At 56.8% G+C, this 22,656-nt stretch carries 22 protein-coding genes; 14 read left to right on the plus strand and 8 right to left on the minus strand.

What is annotated here, in order from left to right; translation table 11 throughout:
• The first annotated feature begins 374 nt into the window (after window positions 1–374).
• Entirely contained in the window at window positions 375–1,673 is a 1,299-nt protein-coding gene (locus KHQ26_RS23265; protein WP_004144368.1) for an MFS transporter, read from the plus strand.
• 3 nt (window positions 1,674–1,676) lie between these two features.
• Here the strand turns inward: KHQ26_RS23265 and KHQ26_RS23270 are convergent, their stop codons facing one another.
• The 5 genes from KHQ26_RS23270 to trxC all read right to left on the minus strand — a co-directional run bounded on the left by KHQ26_RS23270 (window position 1,677) and on the right by trxC (window position 7,397).
• On the minus strand, window positions 1,677–2,000 hold the full coding sequence (locus KHQ26_RS23270; protein WP_020803929.1) for a YfiM family lipoprotein: 324 nt from the start codon (window positions 1,998–2,000) through the stop codon (window positions 1,677–1,679).
• A gap of 41 nt (window positions 2,001–2,041) precedes the next feature.
• Window positions 2,042–3,397 (minus strand): CDP-diacylglycerol--serine O-phosphatidyltransferase, encoded by a 1,356-nt coding sequence (gene pssA / locus KHQ26_RS23275; protein ID WP_004180947.1) that lies wholly within the window; start codon window positions 3,395–3,397, stop codon window positions 2,042–2,044.
• A gap of 120 nt (window positions 3,398–3,517) precedes the next feature.
• Complete coding sequence (locus tag KHQ26_RS23280) at window positions 3,518–6,169, minus strand: bifunctional acetate--CoA ligase family protein/GNAT family N-acetyltransferase (RefSeq protein ID WP_004149373.1); 2,652 nt, start codon at window positions 6,167–6,169, stop codon at window positions 3,518–3,520.
• Window positions 6,170–6,203: 34 nt separating this feature from the next.
• Window positions 6,204–6,902 carry a tRNA-uridine aminocarboxypropyltransferase gene (gene tapT, locus KHQ26_RS23285; protein ID WP_002914092.1) on the minus strand — a complete coding sequence of 233 codons (699 nt, stop codon included), beginning with the start codon at window positions 6,900–6,902 and terminating at the stop codon, window positions 6,204–6,206.
• A gap of 69 nt (window positions 6,903–6,971) precedes the next feature.
• Window positions 6,972–7,397, minus strand: coding sequence for a thioredoxin TrxC (trxC, locus tag KHQ26_RS23290; RefSeq protein WP_002914091.1), 426 nt, complete (start codon window positions 7,395–7,397; stop codon window positions 6,972–6,974).
• A 203-nt stretch (window positions 7,398–7,600) separates the two neighbouring features.
• Between trxC and KHQ26_RS23295 the strand changes: the two genes are divergently transcribed.
• On the plus strand, window positions 7,601–8,686 hold the full coding sequence (locus tag KHQ26_RS23295; RefSeq protein ID WP_002914089.1) for a tRNA/rRNA methyltransferase: 1,086 nt from the start codon (window positions 7,601–7,603) through the stop codon (window positions 8,684–8,686).
• 58 nt (window positions 8,687–8,744) lie between these two features.
• On the opposite strand, the gene ung is transcribed toward KHQ26_RS23295, so the two are convergent.
• Window positions 8,745–9,434: a uracil-DNA glycosylase gene (ung, locus tag KHQ26_RS23300; protein WP_019705987.1), complete on the minus strand. Its 690-nt coding sequence runs from the start codon at window positions 9,432–9,434 to the stop codon at window positions 8,745–8,747.
• 312 nt (window positions 9,435–9,746) lie between these two features.
• Between ung and grcA the strand changes: the two genes are divergently transcribed.
• Complete coding sequence (grcA, locus tag KHQ26_RS23305) at window positions 9,747–10,130, plus strand: autonomous glycyl radical cofactor GrcA (protein WP_002914084.1); 384 nt, start codon at window positions 9,747–9,749, stop codon at window positions 10,128–10,130.
• A gap of 45 nt (window positions 10,131–10,175) precedes the next feature.
• Here the strand turns inward: grcA and srmB are convergent, their stop codons facing one another.
• Window positions 10,176–11,507 carry an ATP-dependent RNA helicase SrmB gene (srmB, locus tag KHQ26_RS23310; RefSeq protein ID WP_002914082.1) on the minus strand — a complete coding sequence of 444 codons (1,332 nt, stop codon included), beginning with the start codon at window positions 11,505–11,507 and terminating at the stop codon, window positions 10,176–10,178.
• A 131-nt stretch (window positions 11,508–11,638) separates the two neighbouring features.
• Between srmB and trmN the strand changes: the two genes are divergently transcribed.
• Entirely contained in the window at window positions 11,639–12,376 is a 738-nt protein-coding gene (trmN, locus tag KHQ26_RS23315; RefSeq protein WP_002914079.1) for a tRNA(1)(Val) (adenine(37)-N(6))-methyltransferase TrmN, read from the plus strand.
• On the opposite strand, the gene nadB is transcribed toward trmN, so the two are convergent.
• A complete protein-coding gene (nadB, locus tag KHQ26_RS23320) occupies window positions 12,361–13,980 on the minus strand; it encodes an L-aspartate oxidase (RefSeq protein WP_004144357.1) in 1,620 nt (539 codons plus the stop codon). The genes trmN and nadB overlap by 16 nt on opposite strands.
• A 328-nt stretch (window positions 13,981–14,308) precedes the next feature.
• On the opposite strand from nadB, the gene rseD reads away from it, so the two are divergent.
• From rseD to recO, 10 genes are all read left to right on the plus strand, one after another.
• Window positions 14,309–14,404 carry a rpoE leader peptide RseD gene (gene rseD, locus KHQ26_RS26350; protein ID WP_121980491.1) on the plus strand — a complete coding sequence of 32 codons (96 nt, stop codon included), beginning with the start codon at window positions 14,309–14,311 and terminating at the stop codon, window positions 14,402–14,404.
• On the plus strand, window positions 14,401–14,976 hold the full coding sequence (gene rpoE, locus KHQ26_RS23330; RefSeq protein WP_002914074.1) for an RNA polymerase sigma factor RpoE: 576 nt from the start codon (window positions 14,401–14,403) through the stop codon (window positions 14,974–14,976). Before rseD ends, rpoE begins: the two co-directional genes overlap by 4 nt.
• Before the next feature lie 32 nt (window positions 14,977–15,008).
• Complete coding sequence (gene rseA / locus KHQ26_RS23335; protein ID WP_002914072.1) at window positions 15,009–15,659, plus strand: anti-sigma-E factor RseA; 651 nt, start codon at window positions 15,009–15,011, stop codon at window positions 15,657–15,659.
• The gene (rseB, locus tag KHQ26_RS23340; RefSeq protein ID WP_002914070.1) at window positions 15,659–16,615 is read left to right on the plus strand and encodes a sigma-E factor regulatory protein RseB; all 957 of its coding nucleotides are present in this window, start codon (window positions 15,659–15,661) and stop codon (window positions 16,613–16,615) included. The genes rseA and rseB overlap by 1 nt, the downstream gene beginning before the upstream one ends.
• Window positions 16,612–17,091 carry a SoxR-reducing system protein RseC gene (gene rseC, locus KHQ26_RS23345; protein ID WP_004144354.1) on the plus strand — a complete coding sequence of 160 codons (480 nt, stop codon included), beginning with the start codon at window positions 16,612–16,614 and terminating at the stop codon, window positions 17,089–17,091. Before rseB ends, rseC begins: the two co-directional genes overlap by 4 nt.
• 185 nt (window positions 17,092–17,276) lie before the next feature.
• Entirely contained in the window at window positions 17,277–19,076 is a 1,800-nt protein-coding gene (gene lepA / locus KHQ26_RS23350; protein WP_002914069.1) for a translation elongation factor 4, read from the plus strand.
• 15 nt (window positions 19,077–19,091) lie between these two features.
• The gene (lepB, locus tag KHQ26_RS23355; protein WP_002914067.1) at window positions 19,092–20,066 is read left to right on the plus strand and encodes a signal peptidase I; all 975 of its coding nucleotides are present in this window, start codon (window positions 19,092–19,094) and stop codon (window positions 20,064–20,066) included.
• Between the two features lie 249 nt (window positions 20,067–20,315).
• The gene (gene rnc, locus KHQ26_RS23360) at window positions 20,316–20,996 is read left to right on the plus strand and encodes a ribonuclease III (RefSeq protein ID WP_002914065.1); all 681 of its coding nucleotides are present in this window, start codon (window positions 20,316–20,318) and stop codon (window positions 20,994–20,996) included.
• The gene (era, locus tag KHQ26_RS23365; protein ID WP_002914063.1) at window positions 20,993–21,898 is read left to right on the plus strand and encodes a GTPase Era; all 906 of its coding nucleotides are present in this window, start codon (window positions 20,993–20,995) and stop codon (window positions 21,896–21,898) included. The genes rnc and era overlap by 4 nt, the downstream gene beginning before the upstream one ends.
• Window positions 21,899–21,909: 11 nt before the next feature.
• Window positions 21,910–22,647 carry a DNA repair protein RecO gene (recO, locus tag KHQ26_RS23370; protein ID WP_020803939.1) on the plus strand — a complete coding sequence of 246 codons (738 nt, stop codon included), beginning with the start codon at window positions 21,910–21,912 and terminating at the stop codon, window positions 22,645–22,647.
• Window positions 22,648–22,656: the final 9 nt, after the last annotated feature.

Here is a 22,656-nt window from a genome sequence, read left to right on the forward strand (position 1 = left end):
CCCGAAAGGTGCGGGGTTTTTTGCTGTGTGGGGTATATCTCCCCCGGTGGCGCTGCGCTTACCGGGGCTACAAAAGCGTAGCCCGGACAAAGTGCGCAGCACCGCCTCCGGCGAAAATTACGCCATGTTCGCTCCATTATCTCCTTTCAACGCAAAATAAAACCCCGTCATGGCAATCCCTTCGCCATAATCCACTTTTTCCCTGCCCCTGCGCTGGCGATGATCGCGAAAACCGTGCTTGCGAAAAAAAATGTGAATCCAATCACATATAAAAATATAACAATTATATAACATTTAGTTTACTAATTAATTTGTCTGCGTGACGTGGTACGCCCGACAAGACAGATTGCAGTCTTTGCTGGAGCAATATAACAATGACAGAAAGTAGCATTACCGAACGGGGCGCGCCGGAACTGGCCGATACCCGTCGTCGTATTTGGGCAATTGTTGGCGCTTCCTCGGGGAATCTGGTTGAATGGTTTGATTTTTACGTTTACTCATTCTGCTCGCTCTATTTCGCGCACATCTTCTTTCCATCCGGAAATACCACCACCCAACTGCTGCAAACGGCAGGCGTATTTGCCGCCGGATTTCTGATGCGTCCTATCGGTGGATGGCTGTTTGGTCGGATCGCTGACCGCCGGGGACGTAAAACGTCCATGCTTATCTCGGTCTGCATGATGTGCTTTGGCTCACTGGTGATTGCCTGTCTGCCGGGTTATGCGGTGATCGGCACCTGGGCCCCGGCGCTGCTGCTGCTGGCGCGTCTGTTCCAGGGGCTGTCTGTTGGCGGAGAATACGGCACCAGTGCGACCTATATGAGTGAAGTCGCGGTGGAGGGAAAGAAAGGCTTCTATGCCTCCTTCCAGTACGTTACGCTGATTGGTGGTCAACTGCTGGCTGTATTAGTGGTTGTGGCGCTCCAGCAGGTGCTTAGCGATGAAGATCTCCATGCCTGGGGATGGCGTATTCCTTTTGCCCTCGGGGCGGTACTGGCTATCGTCGCGCTGTGGCTGCGTCGCCAGCTGGACGAAACCTCGAAGCAGGAGACCCGGGCGCTGAAAGAGGCTGGCTCATTTAAAGGGTTGTGGCGCAATCGCCGGGCCTTTGCGATGGTGTTAGGCTTTACCGCCGCCGGATCGCTGACCTTCTACACCTTCACCACCTATATGCAAAAGTATCTGGTCAACACGGCGGGCATGACGGCCAGCACCGCCAGCGTGATCATGACCGCGGCGCTGTTCGTTTATATGCTGGTTCAGCCGCTATTCGGCGCCTTCTCGGATAAAGTTGGCCGCCGGACCTCCATGCTGTGCTTTGGCGTGCTGGCGACGTTATTTACCGTGCCTATTCTCAGCGCCTTGCAAAAAGTGAGCTCACCCTATGCCGCCTTCGGCCTGGTGATCTGCGCCTTACTGATTGTCAGTTTCTATACCTCGATCAGCGGCATCCTGAAAGCAGAGATGTTCCCGGCTCAGGTTCGCGCGCTTGGGGTCGGGTTGTCCTATGCCGTCGCGAACGCATTGTTCGGCGGCTCTGCGGAGTACGTCGCGCTGTCGCTTAAGTCGGCAGGGATAGAGCACGCGTTCTACTGGTATGTGACGGTGATGGCCGCCATTGCCTTCCTTGTCTCCCTGATGTTGCATCGCAAAGGGAAGGGGTTGCGTCTGTAACGCTTACTGATGAGCCAACTGCCATACAGCGTAGCCGGTGGTCGCGCCGGCGACATCCCAGGTAAAATCCTTCCAGCTCCAGCCGCTCCCAGCCGGGCGGCTGTCCCAAAGCTCTTTTGAGGCGCCAAGGCTGACGGAAAACATCAGGCCGATAGCGGCGCTGCGGTCCCGGCTGTAACCCTGATGTTGCGCATATTCATTGCCAGCGGCAGAGAGCATCGCTGAGGCCAGAAAATGCTGGGCTTTGTCCTGACCGGACCATGCATCATTTGCCATGTGGCTGCAGCCGGTTAACAGCAGCGAAGCAATCACTATTATCGTACGCATAGCGCTTCCAGAAAAAAGCCCCGTCGAGGCGGGGCTGATAGTCAGAGAATACGGCTGATCAGCCGGTCAATGCGGATCCGCCGCAGGCGGCGGATCAGTTTTCGCACTTTCACCGGATAGTCGGCGATACTTTGCAGATCCCGATAATGTTTCACTACCGTGGTGTGGGTGCGGATGAGCTTCAGCTCTTTCTCCCGCATGGCCCCCAACTGCCGCTTTGGATCGTGGATCAGAATGGCGTTTTCCAGATCGAGCCGCCAGGCGCGCGGGTTCAGGTTGTTGCCAGTGAGCAGCATCCACTCATCGTCAACCCACATGCCTTTCAGGTGGTAGCTGTTATCATCATCCTTCCACAGGCGGACGATCAGCTGATCGGTATTGACATAATACTGCAGCCGGCTGAGGAAACGCCGCAGGTTGATCTCATACAGATAGGGAAGGGCGCCGATGATTTTAAACGGCTGATCTTCAGGAATGTAGAAATCGTTAGCCGTTTTATCGCCGACAATAATCTCCACCTGTTTTCCGTCGCGCAGCAGCTGGATGATATTTCTTACCAGTACGGCAGGGAGGTTGAAGTAGGGGGTGCAGATCGTCAGCTTGTGTTCGGCACAGGGCATCAGGTGAAAGATGGTTTTATTCAGCAGGCTCGATTTACCCAGGCCTACCAGCGGGGTGACGGAGAGTTCTTCGTCACCAGCGGTGCCGACAAAATGGTAGCTGCGGTCGCGGAGCTCCTGACGGTACTGGCGAATGTCGTTTTTGATTTCCGGGCTTTTTGGCCGATCCGGTCTGTCGAGACGGTTAACGCCGCGCCCCTGAACCAGATTGTTGTCGACCCAGTCGAACATGATGTCCGCCATTTTGCCGTTACGGATGCACTGATAGCGATCATAGCGATACTTATCATGCTGATGCAGATAAACATCATTCAGGCTGGCGCCGCTGTAGAGGACGCAGTCATCAATAATAAAGCCTTTGAAATGGAGAACGCCGAGCGCCTCCCGAGTGTTAATCGGCACGCCGTAAACGGGGATATCTACCCCTGGATTTTCATTGGCCATCCGACAATACCAGTCGGCATTGGTATTAGAGGCGGCGGCGCCGATACGGCCACGCTGAGCGCGGTGCCAGTCCACCAGAACGCGGACATCCAGTTCCGGACGCTGGCGTTTGGCGTCATAAAGGGCCTGCAAAATTCCTTTTCCGCCATCATCTTGCTCCAGATAGAGCGCAATAATGCATATACGCTGAGTGGCGTGGGCAATCCGGGTCAGTAACGCTTCCCTGAATTCCGCAGGGGCGTAAAAGAACTCTACATCATCAACTGACTGAGAAAGCTTAGGGAGTTGGGCAAGGTGTTGTTGATGTTTATTACGCTTAAATTTTGACAACATCACAGTGCGTTTCTTCTCTGTTTATTGAAGGGTCTTCTGTACCATGCAGACGACGTAAGCGGGCAATAATACCATTACTACCCGCTAATGTGGTCAACAATTGCGGTCAGCGTCGCGCGATTATCCCTGATTCAGGGGCAGCGACAGGCTGACAATCCCATCTTCCAGCTGAATATCGACGGTGAATCCCAGCTTTCTGGCGAGGCCTATCATGCCTCGGTTATTTGGCATCGTAATACCATTAAGGCGCTGCAGGCCATGGCTTTGCGTATAGGCGATCAGCTTTTCCAGCAACCTTCGCCCCAGGCCTAACCCTTTTAAATCTGAACGGACCAGAACGGCAAACTCGGCGTCAATATTATCGGGATCGGAGATCGCCCGCGTCACGCCGAGGATCTCGCTCTTCTCTGCGCTGGTCCTGACGGCAACGAACGCCATTTCTCGATCGTAGTCGATCTGGGTCATATTGGCTAAGTCGTCATGGGTAAATTCGTTGATCTCACTAAAATAGCGATAATAGAGATCTTCTTTGGTGACCTGGGCGATAAATGCGAGCAACTGTGGCTCATCTTCCGGGAGGATCGGCCGGAACAGACAGCGATCGCCATTTTTCATCACCACCCACTCCTCCAGTTGGTGCGGATAGGGACGAATAGCGAGACGGCTTTCACTGTCGCCGCTGAAGGGAGCAAGCCCCAGGGTAACGTCCAGCGCCGTAAACTCGTTGCCGGAGGCGAGCAGGGGATGAATATCCAGGCGCTGGATCTCCGGGCAGTCGACGATCAGGTTCGAGACCTGAACCAGCAGCTGGCTTAAGCCAGCGATATCCAGCGGGCGCAAGGCGCTGCGGCCGCGGATCTTCTTATTTTTGATCGCCTGGATCACCAGATAACGCGCCAGGTTCATATTCAGCGGCGGCAGCGCCACGGCGGCCTGGTCCTCGGCCCGCCACTCCACGCCGCCCTCGCCCAGCATAATCAACGGGCCGAAGACGGGATCGTGCTCAACCACTACTCTTAGCTCCTGGGCGCCAGCGCGATTGGCCATGCTTTGCACCAGCAATCCATGGATGCGCGCCTGGGGCCAGGCCAGTTTGACGCGATCGATCATCGCATCTGCAGCCTGCTGCACCTCGGCGGCGGTACGCAAATAGAGCATGACCCCCTGTACTTCTGATTTGTGCGGGATATCCGGAGAACGCAGCTTCAGCGCAACCGGATAGCCTATCTGCTCAGCGATATGCACCGCTTCCGCGCTGTCAGCGGCAATCCAGGTTGGCAGCGTGTGGATGCCATAGGCCCGAAGCACCGGGCTGACCTCGTGAGTATCCAGCGTGGTGGCGCCGTCTTCTATCGCTTGCTGCAGCAGAGCATGCGCCTCGCTGGTATTGGCGGTTAAGGAGTCTGGTAGCACCGGCGTCTCGCGCAGTTGTTTCTGGTTGCGACGGTATTCCACCATATGCATAAAAGCGGTGATCGTGCCCTCCGGCGTACGGTAGGTAGGGAGGCCGGCATCGCTGAATAAACGTCGCGCTTCCTGAGAGGAAAATTCGCCGCACCAGTTGGTCAGCACGGTGACATATTTACCGCGCGGGTGATGCTTCAGAGCGTCAATCAGGGCCAGGGCACTCTCGGTGCCCGGCGCGGCGGCGCTGGGAGAGTGGATCACCAGCAGCGCGTCATAATCCTGACTGTTGAGCAAAACATTCACCGCCCGCTGATAGTGTTCGCTACTGGCGTCATCGCGTAGATCCAGCGGGTTGGCGATCTCCACGCCAACCGGCAACGCCTGACGCAGGGCGTCGCGCGTCTCCTCGCTGAGAGTCGCCAGCTTACCGTTTCGCAACCAAAGCTCATCCAGCGCCAGCGCCGCCGGCGCCGCACCGTTGCTGACGATCATCAGTTTTTCACCGCGCAGCGGGCGCATGTGGCTGAGCGTTTCCACCGCAGAGAACAGCTCATGGGTATCCTGCACCCGCAGCAGACCAGCGCGCTGAATGGCCGCATCCCATGCCGGGTCCATCCCGGAATTGGCGTGCAATAGCTTCTGCGCCGCCGGACTACGGCCGCTTTTAATCACCAGGATAGGTTTGTTTCGCGAGGCGCTGCGCGCGGCGGAGACAAAGCGGCGCGCATCGCTGAGATGCTCGAGGTACAGCAAAATGGCGCTGGTCTTGCTGTCGCGGGCCAGAAAGTCCAGCAGGTCATCGACATCAATATCCAGGCTATCACCCAGGGCGATGAAGTAGGAAAAACCCATCTCGCGCTGTTGCGCCCAGTCAAGGATAGTATTGGAGACGGCGGCCGACTGCGAGATAAAGGCCAGTTTACCGCGATGGATCGGCACCGGTGAAAAGCTGGCGTTCAGCCCTTGCCATGGGGCCAGCAGTCCGAGACTGTTGGGGCCGAGCAGACGCATCTGATAGCGCGCGGCGCATTCGAGCAGCGCCGGGTACTGTTCCGGCTGCGAAGAGAGGATGATGCAGGTCTTGCAGCCTTTTTGCCCTAAGGCTTCGAGCAATTCGAGATTACGCCTGGCGTTAGTACAGAGCACCGCCAGATCCGGGGTAAACGGCAGGCTCTCGATGGTAGGCCATGCCAGTACCCCAAGAACCGCCTTCCAGGCGGGGGTGACCGGCATCACCGGGCCATTGAAGCCGCCGGCTAACAGGTTGCGCATCATGAGATAGCCAGCGCGCTGCGGCTTCATTGATGCGCCAATAACGGCGATGGACTTTGGTCGCAGCAGCGCTTCCAGGCCTCGTTGGCTCATACCGGTCTCCTTTCATCCCAGTGACCGAATGATTTTAAACGTTTTCCACCTGGCCCGCTGTGATACTGCCCTTATGCTGGGTTTTTCCCGCCAGATAGCGGGTCCGGAAGCGGGTGAAGTGCTCGCCAAGCGCAGCGGCGGCCGGGGCATCGCCCGCCAGATCCAGCAGGGCGATGGCCACTTCCGCGGTACAATATTGTCCGTCGGCGTGCGCCTCGCGCAGATGGTAGGCAGAGATGCGCGACAGATCGACGGAGATAATCGGCAGCGCGTCGAGATAAGGACTCTTACGGAACATTTTGCGCGCTTCGGTCCAGGTGCCGTCGAGCATGATAAACAGCGGCGGTTTACCGGACGGCGGCGCGCTCAGGACCTGGCGATCCGGCCCGGCATAGGAGGCCGGAAATACGACCATGGGCTGATAATCAGGATGGGCGACCAGATCGAGCAGCGCCTGCGGCGGTTCGGTACGCGACCACTGAAACGCTTCGGTATCTGGCAGAATATCGGCGATGAGCCGGCCAGTGTTGCTGGGCTTCATCGGTTCCGTATCAAACATCACCAGGCAGAAGCGGCTGGCGGCCTGCGCCGAGGTTAACGTGGCGCACAGGCACTGCTTGAGCGGCAGCAGACAGCGCTGGCAGCGGCGGATGCGATTGCCGCGCGCAAGGAAAGGGCGGGTAGCTCGCGCGAGACGTTCGGCGCGCAGGCGAAGGACAGCGTTATCAGTCATGGGAGTCGATAGTGAAAAACGCTATTGTCGCAGAGGTGAAAACGGGGCACAAGCGGTGCCCCGGAAGGGTTATTGTTGGCCGGCTTCGTTAAGCCAGCTATCGAATGGCGCTTTTGGCACTGCGCCATTGAGCATGTCGATCACTTCGCCATTTTTGAACATCATAATGGTCGGGATGCTGCGGATACGAAACCGGGCGCTAAGCTCACGTTCCGCTTCGGTGTTGACTTTCACAAAACGCATCTTCCCGCTACGCTCTTCCGCGACGTCTTCAAAGATCGGCGCGAAGCTACGGCAGGGTCCGCACCATGGCGCCCAGAAATCGACAACGACCGGCAGATCGTCCTTCAAGAGTTTATCCAGCGTTGCCCCGGTCGCGTTGATGACGTCGCCGTCAAAAAGATCGTGACCGCAGCGTCCGCACTTTGCGCCATCCGCGCTACGATCGTCCGGGAGGCGGTTCAGAGCCTGACAACTGGCACAAACGGTATTCATAACTAACCTCTGGTTATGGGTTGCAACGTGGCACGTGGCCGATATGTTTCTGTGATGTTACATATTATCGATGAAGTGTTATTTGAGGACAATGCGTTTTGTTCGATGAGTGCAATAGAGGCCGGCTTTTAAACGAAATCATGGCGAAGCGATGGCACATCGGGTAATCTGCGCGCTTCGCGCAGCGCAGGTGGAGAAAATTGATGAGCGACGAACTGAAAAATAAAAGCGGCAAGGTCAAAGTGATGTATGTCCGCAGTGATGATGATTCTGACAAACGCACCCATAACCCACGTACCGGGAAAGGGGGAGGTCGTCCAGGAAAATCTCGTGTTGACGGCCGCAGCCGCCCTGCGCGTGACGAACGAAACAGCCGCGGCGACGATCGCAAACGTGACGACCGTAAGCGTGACGATCGCAAACGCGATGATTTTCATCGCGACGATGCGTCTCCGTGGCGTACCGTTTCCCGCGCTCCTGGCGATGAGACGCCGGTAAAAGAAGATCACGGCGGGATCAGCGGGAAGAGCTTTATCGATCCGGAAGTGCTGCGTCGTCAGCGTGCGGAAGAGACCCGCGTATATGGCGAAAACGCCTGCCAGGCGCTGTTCCAGAGCCGTCCGGAAGCTATCGTTCGCGCCTGGTTTATTCAGAGCGTGACGCCGCGCTTTAAAGAGGCGCTGCGCTGGATGGCGGCCAACCGTAAGGCCTATCACGTGGTGGACGAAGCCGAGCTGGCGAAAGCCTCCGGCACCGAGCACCACGGCGGCGTCTGCTTCCTGATCAAAAAACGCCACGGCACTTCTGTTGCTCAATGGGTCGCGAAGGCCGGGGAAGAAGATTGCGTTCTGGCGCTGGAAGATGTGGGTAACCCACATAATCTCGGGGCGATCATGCGCAGCTGCGCGCACTTTGGCGTGAAGGGCGTGGTGGTTCAGGATGCTGGCGTGCTGGAGTCTGGGGCGGCGATCCGTACGGCGGAGGGCGGTGCGGAGCATGTTGAACCGATCACTGGCGACAGCTTTATCGATACCCTCGATCAGTTCCGCAAAGCGGGCTACGCGATTGTCTCAACGTCCAGCCATAATGGTACCCCGCTGTTTAAAGCCGAGCTGCCGAAGAAAATGGTGCTGGCGTTAGGCCAGGAACGTGATGGTCTGTCCGATGCGGCGATTTCCAGCGCCGATCTCAGCGTTGCCATCGACGGTACCGGTAATGTCGAAAGCCTGAACGTCTCTGTGGCGACCGGCGTCCTGCTGGCGGAATGGTGGCGTCAGAACAAGGCGTGATTCGCCTGCCTGAATGCAAAAAAGCCAGCTGATGCTGGCTTTTTTTTATGGCTGTCAATCACTCGCTTTCAGCGGGAAGGACCGGCATCCAGTCGATCGGCGTTTCGCCGCGGTCAACCAGCCACTGGTTGGTCTGCACGAAATGATTGCAGCCAAAGAAGCCGCGATGCGCAGAGAGCGGTGATGGATGCGGCGCCTTCAGCACGCAGTGGCGCTGACGATCGATAATCGCGCCTTTCTTCTGCGCATGAGAGCCCCACAGCAGAAAAACTACTCCCTCGCAATGCTCATTGATTAAAGCGATAACCTTATCGGTAAAGGTCTCCCAGCCCAGACTGGCATGCGAGTGCGCCTGTCCGGCGCGGACGGTCAGGACCGTATTCAGCAGCAGCACGCCCTGTCGTGCCCAGCTTTCGAGATAACCGTGGGTGGGGCGGGTAAAGCCGGGGACCGTGGCCTCCAGCTCTTTATACATATTCAGCAACGAAGGCGGGATCGCGACGCCCGGACGAACTGAGAACGCCAGACCATGGGCCTGACCCGGGCCGTGATAGGGGTCCTGGCCGAGAATGACGACTTTGACATCGCCCAGTTCAGTAAAGCGAAACGCATTGAAGACGTCTTTTTGCGGTGGATAGATGGTGATCCCCGACTGGCGCTCTTCGGCGACGGTCTTCAGAGTATTGAGAAAATAGGGTTGTTGCTTTTCATCCGCCAGCACGTCATGCCAGGTTAAAGGGGTGGTCATCTTGCTCTCCTGCAAAAGGGTCATCGCTATAGCTTAACGGCTTCTTTCTATAGAACAAAATCGGCACGGCCTGATGCCGGCTTTTATGCAAAAAAAATTGAAAATTTACAAAATTATTTATAGCTCACAATGGCGTAACTTGATGTAAAACAATAAAAACCTCCTATACCCACGTTGGGTGAGTGGTTTTTATTGATTTATATCAAGGAATGCCGAGGGTGCGGCTGATATATATACACTCATACAACAATGGTTTTACCAATTGGCCGCGAAGAGGCCAAAATCGAATAAACACTGCCTGGGAGGCATCAAATGATTACTGGTATCCAAATTACTAAAGCGGCAAACGACGACCTGCTCAACTCTTTCTGGCTGCTGGATAGCGAAAAAGGCGAAGCGCGCTGCCTGTGCGCCAAAGGTGGTTTTGCGGAAGATGATGTGGTTGCGGTAAGCAAACTGGGTGAAATCGAATACCGTGAAATCCCGGTGGACGTGAAACCGGAAGTGCGCGTCGAAGGCGGTCAGCACCTGAACGTTAACGTGCTGCGTCGCGAAACCCTGCTGGACGCGGTTGAGCATCCGGAAAAATATCCGCAGCTGACCATTCGTGTTTCCGGCTACGCGGTACGCTTCAACTCTCTGACGCCGGAACAGCAGCGCGACGTTATCGCCCGTACCTTTACCGAAAGCCTGTAAGGCTAACGCCAGATGTGAAAACGCCGGGATATCCCGGCGTTTTTTTTACTCATCGCTGGACGCTGATGGCGTCCCGGCCGCGCTTGGCTTCCGGCGCTTACCGATATTTTTCGTATCGCGGTGGCGCTTCTTCACCCGCGGTTTCTCTTTTTCATCTTTTTTCTTCTGCGCACGCTTCGCCAGCACTTTCTTCGATGGCTTACCCGTCAGCTTCTCGCTCGGCGCACGGGTCGTCGGGCGCAGTTCATCGATAACTCTGGCTTTCAACGGCTCTTCAATATAGCGACCAATCTTACCCAGCAGCAGGTGGTCATGAGCCTCGACCAGAGAAATGGCGGTCCCTTTTTTACCGGCGCGGCCGGTACGACCGATACGGTGCAGGTAGGTATCCGCGGTACGCGGCATATCGAAGTTAAAGACGTGGCTGACGTCCGGAATATCGATACCGCGGGCAGCGACGTCGGTGGCGATCAGCACGTTGACGCGGCCGTCGGTCAGGCGCTTGATAGCTTCGTTTCGCTTGGCCTGCACCATCTCGCCTTCCAGCCAGCAGGTGTTAATCCCGGCCTCACGCAGCCAGTTAGCCAGCTCATGCACGCGCTCACGCTTACGCACAAACACGATAGCGCGGGTGGCTTCCGGCTGTTGCAACAGATTCACCAGCAGTTTGGTTTTATGTTCGATATCGTCGGCGCGGTAGTACCACTGATGGATTTTCTTACGCTCGCGGGTTGACGGATTGGCGGAAACTTCAACCGGCTCCTCCAGCAGACGCTCAGCAAAGTCTTTGATCGCATCGCCTTCCAGCGTCGCTGAGAACAGCATAGTCTGCTTGCGCCAGCGAGTTTCACCGGCGATGGTTTCGATATCCTGGGCAAAACCCATATCCAGCATGCGGTCGGCTTCATCGAGGATTAGGGTCTCGACGGCGCGGCAGTCGAAATTCTCTTCTTTAATATATTGCAGCAGGCGACCGGTGGTGGCGACTACGATGTCCTGGTTTTCGCTGAACACTTCCGCGTGGTTCATGTACGCCACGCCGCCGGTGATGGTAGCGATGTCCAGATGGGTATGCTTCGCCAGCTCGCGGGCGTGGTCGGCTACCTGCATCGCCAGCTCACGGGTCGGCGTCAGGATAAGAATGCGCGGCGGGCCGGATTTCTTACGCGGGAAATCGAGCAGGTGCTGCAACGCTGGCAGCAGATACGCCGCCGTTTTACCGGTGCCGGTCGGCGCTGAACCGAGAATGTCACGGCCATCGAGCGCAGGCGGAATAGCGGCGGCCTGAATGGCTGTCGGGCGAGTGAAACCTTTATCCTGGAGGGCCTCCAGCAGGTTTTCGTCGAGTTCAAGTTCGGAAAAAGTCGTTACAGTCATGTTCTACCTCTGAGTGGGCCGCCGATTATAGACGTTACTGACGTAATGTTCATCTGTTTGTAAGGCTATCTGTTCTCCGGTATTGTGCATAGCCTTAGGTTCAGGAGTTTTTGTCGGCAAGGTTATTGAGGATGTCTCAGTCGAAGTTTGCGCTGCCGCGCAATGGTTTTACCTTCAAACGGTTCTTTGTCGCTCACGATCGCTGCGCCATGAAGGTGGGTACCGACGGCATTTTGCTGGGCGCCTGGGCGCCGATTGCCGGAGTGAAGCATGTGCTGGATATTGGCGCGGGCAGCGGCCTGCTGGCGCTGATGCTCGCGCAGCGTACCGGAGATGATGTGCATGTCGAGGCGGTAGAACTGGACGAAGAGGCCGCCGCTCAGGCGCGGGAAAACGCCCTCGCGTCGCCGTGGGCTTCGCGGATTGAGGTCTGGCAGGCCGATATTCATCAGTGGCAGCCGTCGCAAACTCGACGCTATGAACTGATAATCAGTAATCCGCCCTTTTTTGCCGAAGGCGTGCCATGCGCGACCTCGCAGCGAGAGCAGGCGCGGTACACCACGACGCTCGATCACGCCTCCCTGCTGACCTGTGCCGCAGAGCATATTACCGAAGAAGGTTTTTTTTGCGTGGTGTTGCCGGTGGATATTGGTAATGCGTTCATCGAACGGGCAAGGGCGATGGGCTGGCATCTGCGACTGCGTACTGACGTGGCGGAGACCGAGCTGCGACCGCCGCATCGGGTGCTGCTGGCTTTCTCCCCGACGGCAGGGGAGTGTTTCAGCGACAGGCTGGCGATCCGCGGGCCAGAGCAGCAATATTCGGAAGGCTTTACCGCTCTGACCGAGGACTTTTATCTCTTTATGTGAGCCAGGGGCGAGAGTATCGACGGGCCGCTGTCAGGCAGCGGCTGCGGATAGTCGAGGGTATAATGCAGACCGCGGCTCTCCTTACGCAACATCGCGCAGCGTACGATAAGCTCCGCCACCTGCACCAGATTGCGCAGTTCCAGCAAATTATTCGAGACGCGGAAGCGGGCGTAATACTCATCCAGCTCCTGTTGGAGCATGGTAATGCGCCGCAGGGCGCGCTCCAGCCTGCGGGTGGTGCGCACAATCCCCACGTAATCCCACATCAGCAGGCGCAGTTCGTGCCAGTTGTGCTGGATAACCACCAGTTCATCCGGGATCTCCACCTGACTTTCATCCCAAGCTGGCAGCGTGGCGACCTTCTGGGCGAGCGGCAGGCGCCGGGTAATATCCTCCGCGGCGGACCAGCCATAGACCAGGCACTCCAGCAACGAGTTCGACGCCATACGATTCGCGCCGTGCAGCCCGGTGTAGCTGACTTCGCCGATGGCGTATAAACCATCGACGTCGGTGCGGCCATTATCATCCACCATCACGCCGCCGCAGGTGTAATGCGCGGCGGGGACGACCGGCACCGGATCTTTGGTTAAATCAATTCCCAGGCCGAGCAGCTTTTCATAAATCATCGGGAAATGCTGGCGAACAAACGCCTCGGGTTTATGGCTGATATCAAGGAACATGCAGTCCACGCCCAGGCGCTTCATTTCATGGTCGATGGCGCGGGCGACGATATCGCGCGGGGCCAGCTCGCCGCGCTCGTCAAAGTCCGGCATAAAGCGGGTGCCATCCGGGCGTTTAAGGTGGGCGCCTTCGCCGCGCAGCGCTTCAGTAAGCAGGAAATTACGCGCCTGGGGGTGATATAGCGCGGTGGGGTGGAACTGGTTAAACTCCAGATTCGCCACCCGACATCCCGCCCGCCAGGCCATTGCAATCCCGTCTCCGGAAGAGACGTCGGGGTTAGTGGTATATTGATAAACCTTCGCGGCCCCGCCGGTAGCGAGTACTACGGCTTTCGCGCTGCAGGTTTCCACCCGCTCTTTATTACGATTCCAGATCCATGCCCCGACCACCCGGCGGGTGCCCGGCAGGCCAATCTTATCCGATACGATTAAATCGACGGCATTGCTGCGCTCAAGGATGCGGATATTAGGATGGGCAAGCGCTTTATCGACCAGCGTCGTCTCTACCGCTTTGCCGGTGGCGTCGGCGGCGTGAAGAATGCGCCGATGGCTGTGCCCCCCTTCGCGCGTGAGATGATAGCTCTCTTCGCCATTGGCCTGGACCTGGGTGTCAAACAGCACTCCCTGATCGATAAGCCACTGGACGCATGATCGGGCGTTGCTGGCGACGAAGGTGACCGCATGACGATCGCAGAGCCCCGCGCCGGCGATGAGGGTATCTTCGACATGGGATTCAATACTGTCCGTCTCATCGAAGACGGCGGCAATCCCACCCTGGGCGTAGAACGTCGAACCTTCGCTGATCGGCCCTTTACTCAGCACGGTCACCGAACTGTGCTCAGCCAGGCGCAGGGCAAGGGAAAGACCGGCAGCGCCGCTGCCGATAATCAACACATCACAAGAGAAGTCAGGAGTGGTATTCATTGTCTTTGTTTAATTTACTAAACACATTTAGCTCACAATAGCACCGGTCCGTGAGGAATCGTACAATTTTTTTGTCTGCTGTTGTGACGGCTAAACAAAAGGCGAACGGAAACGGCGTCTTGCGCGCTGAAAATGAGACGCGGGGAAGGTTGATGGCATTGGATTTTATAGTGAAATAAACGGCGTGTTACGATACCCTTCAGACGGGCCTGCGCTTTTTCTTATTGACTTACCTATCGTTTAGCAACCTGGGCATATAATGATTGATAACGATCTGCCGCCGTTGCCAGACAAAAAACAAAAAGCGTAACGGAACTTTATTGTTTTCATGCACTCCAACAGTCAGCTTGCTCATAATGCAGATTTTGGGTGGTGTTTTGAAGACGCATGGGAATTGGGTTTGGGGAGACATTACCTCGGATGAGCGAGCAGTTAACGGATCAGGTCCTTGTTGAACGGGTCCAGAAAGGAGATCAGAAAGCGTTTAATTTGCTGGTAGTGCGCTATCAGCATAAGGTCGCGAGCCTGGTTTCCCGCTATGTACCGCCGGGCGATATCGCTGACGTTGTTCAGGAATCGTTCGTTAAGGCATGGCGTGCGCTGGACTCTTTCCGGGGAGATAGCGCTTTTTACACCTGGTTATACCGTATCGCTGTCAACACGGCGAAGAATTATCTGGTTGCTCAGGGGCGCCGTCCGCCGTCCAGCGATGTTGACGCCAACGAGGCGGAAAACTTCGAAAGCGGCGGGGCGTTGAAAGAAATTTCGAACCCTGAGAACTTAATGTTGTCAGAAGAACTGAGACAAATAGTTTTTCGTACCATTGAATCGCTCCCGGAAGATTTACGCATGGCAATTACGTTACGGGAGCTGGATGGCCTGAGCTATGAAGAGATAGCCGCTATCATGGATTGTCCGGTTGGGACGGTGCGTTCGCGTATCTTCCGGGCGCGAGAAGCTATTGATAATAAAGTTCAACCGCTTATCAGGCGTTGACGATAGCGGAATACTGGAAAAGGGTATCAGGCATGCAGAAAGAAAAACTTTCGGCTTTAATGGATGGTGAAACGCTGGATAACGAACTGCTCAACGAGCTGAGTCGTTCTTCTGAGATGCAAAAAACCTGGGAGAGTTATCACCTTATCCGCGATACGCTGCGTGGCGATACCGCTGAGGTGCTGCAATTTGATATCTCCGCCCGGGTGATGGCCGCCATTGAAAATGAGCCCGTTCGTCAGACGGCGCCGCTTATTCCTGAATCTCAGCCCGCACCGCATCAGTGGCGGCAGATGCCGTTCTGGAACAAGGTGCGTCCGTGGGCCAGTTCCCTGACTCAAATGGGCGTTGCCGCCTGCGTATCGCTTGCGGTTATCGTCGGCGTCCAGCACTATAATGGTCAGTCTGATTCCGCTCAGCAGCCAGAAGCGCCGGTGTTCAATACGCTGCCCATGATGGGTAAAGCAAGCCCGGTAAGTCTTGGCGTGCCGGCTGACGCGTCAGCGGGAAGCGGCCAGCAGGCGCAGGTCCAGGAACAGCGCCGCCGAATTAACGCCATGCTGCAGGACTACGAACTGCAGCGCCGCCTGCACGCTGAGCAGCTTCAGTTTGGCCAGGCCCAGACTCAGCAGGCCGCAGTCCAGGTACCGGGCTATCAAACTTTAGGAACGCAATCGCAGTAATGAAGCAACTTTGGTGTGCCATGTCGCTCATGGCAGGCAGCCTGTTGTTCTCTGTCAACGCCTCGGCTGATACATCGTCCGGGGCGTTGTTGCAGCAGATGAACCTGGCCAGCCAGTCTCTCAATTATGAGCTGTCTTTTGTTAGCATCAGCAAACAAGGCGTTGAGTCGCTGCGCTATCGTCACGCGCGACTGAACAACCAACCGCTGGCGCAGTTGCTGCAGCTGGACGGTCCGCGCCGGGAAGTGGTCCTGCGCGGCACGGAAATCAGCTATTTTGAACCCGGTCTCGATCCGTTCACCCTGAACGGCGACTATATCGTCGATTCGCTGCCATCGCTGGTCTATAGCGATTTCAAACGCCTCTCCGCGGCGTATGATTTTATTTCCGTGGGCCGTACCCGTATCGCTGACCGCCTCTGCGACGTGATCCGCGTCGTGGCTCGCGACGGCACGCGCTACAGCTTTATCGCCTGGCTGGATGCTGAAACTAAGCTGCCGCTGCGCGTCGATTTGCTCGACCGCGACGGGGAAACACTGGAGCAGTTCCGGGTTGTCTCCTTCAACGTTGGCGATAACGTCAGCGCCAGCATGGAGACGCTGGCAAAAGCGAATTTGCCGCCGCAGCTGTCGGTGCCTGAAGGAGGCGACAAAGCCAACTTCAACTGGGCGCCGACGTGGCTCCCGCAGGGCGTGACTGAGGTTTCCAGCAGCCAGCGCCGTCTTCCCACCTTTGACGGTCCGGTAGAATCACGTCTCTATTCCGACGGCTTGTTCAGCTTCTCGATCAATATCAACCGCGCCACGGCGGCCAGCAGCGACCAGCTGTTGCGCACCGGCCGACGCACCGTCAGCACGACGGTGCGCGATAACGCGGAGATAACCGTAGTGGGCGAGCTGCCGCCGCAGACGGCGAAGCGTATCTCTGACAGTATTAAATTCAAGGCAGTACAATGATTAAAGAGTGGGCTACCGTGGTTTCCTGGCATAACGGCGTGGCGCAGGTGCACTGCGACGTTAAAGCCTCCTGCAGCAGCTGCGCCTCCCGTGCCGGCTGTGGTAGCCGGGTGCTAAACAAGCTGGGGCCGCAGACCAGCCATACCATTAGCGTGCCCTGCGAGCAGCCGTTGGCCGCGGGGCAAAAAGTGGAGCTGGGGATCGCTGAAAGCAGCCTGCTGGGCTCAGCGATGCTGGTGTATATGGCGCCGCTGGCGGGGCTGTTTGTAATGGCGTCTATTTTTCAGGTGCTGTTTGCCAGCGATATTGCGTCACTTTGCGGCGCGCTGCTGGGCGGCGTCGGCGGCTTCCTGGTGGCGCGCGGTCTGTCGCCGCGACTGGCGGCACGTCAGTCCTGGCAGCCGGTGATTTTGAACGTCGCACTGCCGCCGGATCTGCTGCGTGTTGATACGCCTTCCTCCGACATGGGCCAGTGATTTCACTGGCCCTTATCTTTATTTACCTTTCCTGTTACAACGCCACAATTTCTGCGGGTATGCTGGATCTAACAGCATTTCCTGGTTTCGCGGATGTAGTGTAGAATGCGGCGTTTTCGGATTAAAAAACGTCAGGCACAGTACAGCGGCCTCATGATACTCGTAAGGCATAATTAACTCTAAATATGAAGAATATACGTAACTTTTCGATCATCGCTCACATCGACCACGGTAAGTCGACGCTGTCTGACCGTATCATCCAGATTTGCGGTGGCCTTTCTGATCGTGAAATGGAAGCCCAGGTTCTGGACTCCATGGATCTTGAGCGCGAACGCGGGATCACCATCAAGGCGCAGAGCGTCACCCTGGACTATAAGGCCAGCGACGGTGAGACCTACCAGCTGAACTTTATCGACACCCCGGGCCACGTGGACTTCTCTTATGAAGTTTCCCGTTCTCTTGCCGCGTGCGAAGGCGCGCTGCTGGTGGTAGACGCCGGGCAGGGGGTAGAAGCCCAGACCCTGGCCAACTGCTACACCGCCATGGAGATGGATCTCGAAGTGGTTCCGGTACTCAACAAGATCGACCTGCCTGCGGCCGACCCTGAGCGCGTAGCGGACGAGATTGAAGATATCGTCGGGATCGACGCCCACGACGCGGTGCGCTGCTCAGCGAAAACCGGCGTCGGCGTGACCGACGTGCTGGAGCGTCTGGTGCGCGATATCCCGCCGCCGGAAGGCGATCCGGACGCGCCGCTGCAGGCGCTGATTATCGACTCCTGGTTCGATAACTACCTCGGCGTGGTGTCGCTGGTGCGGATTAAAAACGGCACCATGCGTAAGGGCGACAAGATCAAGGTCATGAGCACCGGCCAGGTGTATAACGCTGATCGTCTGGGCATCTTCACCCCGAAACAGGTTGACCGTACCGAGCTGAAATGCGGCGAGGTAGGCTGGCTGGTCTGCGCGATCAAAGACATCCTCGGCGCGCCGGTGGGCGATACCCTGACCGCCGCCCGCAACCCGGCAGACAAAGCGCTGCCTGGCTTTAAGAAGGTGAAACCGCAGGTGTATGCCGGCCTGTTCCCGGTGAGCTCCGATGATTATGAAGCTTTCCGCGACGCGCTGGGCAAACTGAGCCTTAACGATGCCTCTCTGTTCTACGAGCCGGAAAGCTCTACCGCGCTGGGCTTCGGCTTCCGCTGCGGCTTCCTCGGCCTGCTGCACATGGAGATCATTCAGGAGCGTCTGGAGCGTGAATACGATCTCGACCTGATCACCACCGCGCCAACGGTAGTCTACGAAGTAGAGACCACCTCCAAAGAAGTTATCTACGTCGACAGCCCGTCCAAGCTGCCGCCGCTGAATAATATTCAGGAGCTGCGCGAGCCGATCGCCGAGTGTCACATGCTGCTGCCGCAGGAGTTCCTCGGCAACGTGATTACCTTGTGTGTCGAGAAGCGTGGGGTGCAGACCAACATGGTTTACCACGGTAAACAGGTGGCGCTGACCTATGAAATTCCGATGGCGGAAGTGGTTCTCGACTTCTTCGACCGCCTGAAGTCCACCTCCCGCGGCTATGCGTCGCTGGACTACAACTTCAAACGCTTCCAGGCGTCGAACATGGTACGCGTCGATGTGCTGATCAACGGTGAGCGCGTCGATGCGCTGGCGCTGATCACCCACAACGATAACGCGCCGTATCGCGGCCGCGAGCTGGTGGAAAAAATGAAAGATCTGATTCCGCGTCAGCAGTTCGATATCGCGATTCAGGCGGCCATCGGTAACCACATTATCGCGCGCTCTACGGTGAAACAGCTGCGTAAAAACGTCCTGGCGAAATGCTACGGCGGCGACGTCAGCCGTAAGAAAAAGCTGCTGCAGAAGCAGAAAGAAGGTAAGAAGCGTATGAAGCAGGTCGGTAACGTTGAGCTGCCGCAGGAAGCGTTCCTCGCCATTCTGCACGTTGGTAAAGACGGCAAATAACCCTAAGGAGTTGGCATGGCGAACATGTTTGCCCTGATCCTGGTGATTGCAACCCTGGTGACGGGCGTTTTATGGTGCCTGGACAAGTTCATTTTTGCACCGAAACGTCGTGAACGTCAGGCCGCTGCTCAGGCAGCGACCGGCGAGCAACTGGACAAGAAGACGCTGAAGAAAGTCGGCCCGAAACCGGGCTGGCTGGAAACCGGCGCATCGGTTTTCCCGGTGCTGGCGATCGTTCTGGTGGTACGTTCATTTATTTATGAGCCTTTCCAGATCCCTTCAGGTTCGATGATGCCAACGCTGCTCATCGGCGATTTTATTCTGGTGGAGAAATTTGCCTACGGCATTAAAGATCCTATCTACCAGAAAACGCTGATCGAGACCGGCCATCCGAAGCGCGGCGACATCGTGGTGTTTAAATATCCGGAAGACCCGCGTCTGGACTACATTAAGCGCGCGGTGGGGTTACCGGGTGATAAGGTCACCTACGATCCGGTTGCCAAACAGGTCACTATTCAGCCGGGCTGCAGTTCCGGACAGGCCTGCGGCAACGCGCTGCCGGTGACCTATTCCAACGTGGAGCCGAGCGATTTTGTTCAGACCTTCTCCCGCAGCAACGGCGGCGAAGCGAGCAGCGGTTTCTGGCAGTTGCCGAAGGGCGAAACCAAAGCCGACGGCATTCGTCTTACCGAGCGTCAGGAGACATTGGGCGACGTGACGCACCGAATTCTGATGGTGCCGATTGCCCAGGATCAGGTTGGGATGTACTACCATCAGTCCGGTCTGCCGCTGGCCACCTGGATTGTGCCGCCCGGTCAGTACTTCATGATGGGCGACAACCGGGATAACAGCGCCGACAGCCGGTACTGGGGCTTTGTGCCGGAAGCCAACCTGGTCGGAAAAGCAACCGCTATCTGGATGAGTTTTGAAAAGCAGGAAGGTGAATGGCCGACCGGCGTGCGGTTATCGCGCATTGGTGGAATTCATTAATTTCCTCTGCTGAATTCACGTCGCTGCTGTTATCGCAGCGGCGTGAATTATTTAGTATTTAAATCCATTCAAACTAACGACATCCCGTGTCGTTGCGTATAGAATATCCCCCCGAAGTTTTTGGTTGTCGCTCTGCCGGGTGACACTGCACACGAAAGCGTATTGGTCTGTTTCAAATTACTGTTTGAAGCGAATGCTCAGGTCGGTTTCGTGTGCTGCATCTTTGACGCATTCATTTATTGGTAACGCATGAACCCCATCGTAATTAATCGGCTTCAACGAAAGCTGGGCTACACTTTTCATCATCAGGAGCTGTTGCAACAGGCATTAACTCACCGCAGTGCCAGCAGCAAACATAATGAGCGCCTGGAATTTTTAGGTGACTCCATTTTAAGTTTCGTGATCGCGAATGCGCTGTATCATCGCTTTCCTCGTGTAGATGAAGGCGATATGAGCCGTATGCGCGCGACGCTGGTGCGCGGCAACACGCTGGCGGAGATCGCCCGCGAGTTTGAGCTGGGCGAGTGTCTGCGCCTCGGGCCGGGAGAGCTGAAAAGCGGCGGTTTCCGTCGCGAATCGATTCTCGCGGATACCGTTGAAGCGTTAATTGGCGGGGTTTTCCTCGACAGCGATATTCAGAACGTTGAACGCTTAATCCTCTCCTGGTACCAGACCCGTCTGGACGAAATCAGTCCGGGCGATAAGCAAAAGGATCCGAAGACGCGTCTGCAGGAGTATCTGCAGGGACGTCATCTGCCGCTGCCGTCTTACCTGGTGGTCCAGGTTCGCGGCGAAGCGCACGATCAGGAATTTACTATCCACTGCCAGGTCAGTGGCCTGAGTGAACCGGTGGTTGGCACAGGTTCCAGCCGTCGTAAGGCGGAGCAGGCTGCCGCCGAACAGGCGCTGAAAAAGCTGGAGCTGGAATGAGCGAAGAAAAAAGTTATTGTGGGTTTGTCGCCATCGTGGGTCGTCCAAACGTTGGCAAATCCACGCTGTTGAATAAGCTGCTTGGGCAGAAGATCTCGATCACCTCCCGTAAAGCGCAGACCACCCGTCACCGCATCGTCGGTATCCATACCGAAGGGCCGTATCAGGCGATTTACGTTGATACTCCGGGCCTGCATATGGAAGAGAAGCGTGCCATTAACCGCTTAATGAACAAAGCGGCCAGCAGTTCGATTGGCGACGTGGAACTGGTCATCTTCGTGGTGGAAGGCACTCGCTGGACGCAGGACGACGAGATGGTGCTCAACAAGCTGCGCGACGCGAAAGCGCCGGTGATCCTCGCGGTCAACAAGGTGGATAACGTGCAGGAAAAAGCGGATCTGTTACCGCACCTGCAGTTCCTCGCCAGCCAGATGAATTTCCTCGATATCGTACCGATCTCAGCGGAAACCGGCACCAACGTTGATACCATCGCGGCGATCGTGCGTAAGCATCTGCCGGAAGCGATCCATCACTTCCCGGAAGATTATATTACCGATCGCTCACAACGCTTTATGGCCTCCGAAATCATCCGTGAAAAACTGATGCGTTTCCTCGGCGCTGAGCTGCCGTACTCCGTCACCGTGGAAATCGAACGTTTCGTCAGCAACGAGCGCGGCGGTTACGATATCAACGGCCTGATCCTCGTCGAGCGCGAAGGGCAGAAAAAGATGGTGATTGGCAACAAAGGCGCCAAAATTAAAACCATCGGTATCGAAGCGCGTAAGGACATGCAGGAGATGTTTGAAGCGCCGGTGCACCTCGAGCTGTGGGTGAAAGTGAAATCCGGCTGGGCCGATGACGAGCGCGCCCTGCGCAGTCTCGGTTACGTTGACGACCTCTGAGTTAACGCAACGTGGATGGATGGCAGCGCGCCTTTGTCCTGCATAGCCGTCCGTGGAGCGAAACCAGCCTGATGCTGGACGTCTTCACGGAAGAATCCGGTCGCGTGCGCCTGGTTGCCAAGGGCGCACGCTCCAAACGCTCTAATCTCAAAGGCGCTTTACAGCCCTTTACCCCCTTGTTGGTTCGCTTCGGCGGGCGCGGCGAAGTCAAAACCCTGCGCAGCGCGGAAGCCGTTTCGCTGGCGCTGCCGCTCAGCGGCATCACCCTCTACAGCGGTCTCTACGTTAACGAGCTTATCTCCCGCGTGCTGGAGCACGAAACACGCTTCTCCGAACTCTTTTTCGACTACCTGCACTGCATTCAGGCGCTCGCCGGGGCCAGCGGCTCGCCGGAGCCCGCGCTGCGGCGTTTTGAGCTGGCGCTGCTCGGGCACCTGGGCTATGGCGTGGATTTTCTCCACTGCGCCGGGAGCGGCGAGCCGGTAGACGACACCATGACCTACCGCTATCGTGAAGAAAAAGGCTTTATTGCCAGCCTGGTGATTGATAACAACACGTTTACCGGGCACCATTTGAAAGCATTGGCGAGTCGCGAGTTTCCTGATGTTGATACGCTGCGCGCCGCGAAGCGCTTTACCCGTATCGCCATGAAGCCCTATCTCGGCGGCAAACCGCTCAAGAGCCGGGAGTTGTTTCGCCAGTTTATGCCCGCGCGAAAGGCGCGAGCCGATAATACGAATAATGATTAACGAGGATTG

Origin of the sequence: Klebsiella sp. 10, assembly GCF_018223925.1 — a bacterium.
GTDB classification, from domain to species: domain Bacteria; phylum Pseudomonadota; class Gammaproteobacteria; order Enterobacterales; family Enterobacteriaceae; genus Klebsiella; species Klebsiella pneumoniae.